This window comes from Caballeronia sp. M23-90, assembly GCF_053574605.1.
The window spans coordinates 1-1,426 of sequence record NZ_JBSIPA010000804.1 but is presented as its reverse complement, the minus strand read 5'-3'; the positions used below and the strand labels follow the sequence as shown (position 1 = coordinate 1,426).

At 61.4% G+C, this 1,426-nt stretch carries 2 protein-coding genes; both read left to right on the top strand.

The features are described from left to right. The coding region (locus tag ACRXB1_RS36000) for a universal stress protein (protein ID WP_449494770.1) at positions 1–372 on the top strand (372 nt) is incomplete at its 5' end. Between the two features lie 163 nt (positions 373–535). Next, on the top strand, positions 536–1,183 hold the full coding sequence (locus ACRXB1_RS35995; RefSeq protein ID WP_062002175.1) for a response regulator: 648 nt from the start codon (positions 536–538) through the stop codon (positions 1,181–1,183). Positions 1,184–1,426 lie beyond the last annotated feature (243 nt).

The following is a 1,426-nucleotide window of genomic DNA, read 5'->3' as shown; positions in this document are numbered from 1 at the left end:
TTTGCATGGGACGGCAGTCGCGCCGCAGCGCGCGCCGTGGCGGACGCCCTTCCCGTTTTGAGGCATGCGCGTTCGGTGCAGATCGTGACCGTCGAGCGGCATCGCGAAGAAGATGGCGAAGCCGGTAAAAACACAGGACATACGCTTGCGGCGTATCTTGAACACCACAAGGTGCGGGCCGGTGTCTTATCGATGCCGCCTGCCTCTGGCGTAAGTACAGGCGCCACTTTGCTCGATGTCCTGGCGGACACCGACTCGGATCTGCTGGTGCTTGGCGCATACGGACATACGCGGTTGCACGAGCGTTTTCTTGGGGGTGTTACACGATCGCTACTGGAAAGCATGACCGCGCCCGTGCTAATGTCGCACTAATGCCTCACGAGTTTCAACAATGCGTTCATGGCTCAGTGTCCTTGCGCATCCTTAATGCCCGCCAGTTTGCGGGCATCTTTTTTTCTGACACGTGCCGTTCCACCAGACGGCAACCCAGCACCCGCGGCGTTTATACGGTGCGCACCGAGGACGATCTCAAGCAATGACCCGGGTCTTGTTATCCGATGACCATACTCTCGTCCGGGACGGACTGCGCCATATCCTGGACAATGCCGACGGCGTGGAAGTGGCGGGCGAGGCCAGCGATGGCGCCACGACCATCGCGATGATCCGCGAGATTCCAGCCGATGTGCTCGTGCTCGACCTGTCGATGCCCGGCCGCAATGGTGTCGAACTGCTCAAGCAGATCAAGGACGAAAAGCCGGCGCTGCGCGTGCTCATCCTGACCATGCACGCCGAGCAGCAATACGCGGTGCGTGCGTTCAAGGCCGGGGCGTCGGGGTATCTCACCAAGGAAAGCGCGAGTGCCGAGCTGGTCGCGGCCGTCAACAAGATTGCATCGGGCGGCGTGTATGTGAGCCTCACCATGGCCGAACGCCTGGCGCTGAGCCTGCACGACCGTGGCGACGACCTGCCGCATCAGCGGCTTTCCGACCGTGAATTCGAGGTGTTCCGGCGCATCGCGAGCGGAGAAACGATCACGCAGATCGCCCAGGCGCTCTCGGTCAGCGCGAAGACCATCAGCACCTACAAGACCCGCATTCTCGACAAGATGCAGATGCCCCACGACGCGGCGCTCGTGCGCTACGCCGTGCGGCACAAACTGTTCGAAGACGACCACGAGACTTGATGGCATCCGGATGATGCGATCAACGCGTGTAGTCCGTTCCCTACAAAGACTCCCAAATCCCTACATCGAGCGCTGCCGCTCGCTGATTTTATTTTGAGATAGAGTCACTCATACTTGTCTCACTGGGCGCCGGCTTGCTCCGGGAACATCGGCGAAAGCCGACAAGCGGCCCATCGCCCCGCCGGCGGATCTTCTGCGCCTCTGCGCGACATCTCCATGGCGAGACGCTCCGCTCCGCACCCA

What these genes read in the sequence shown, in the direction of transcription:
- ACRXB1_RS35995 (WP_062002175.1), top strand. Translation starts at nt 536, where the DNA reads ATGACCCGGGTCTTGTTATCCGATGACCATACTCTCGTCCGGGACGGA.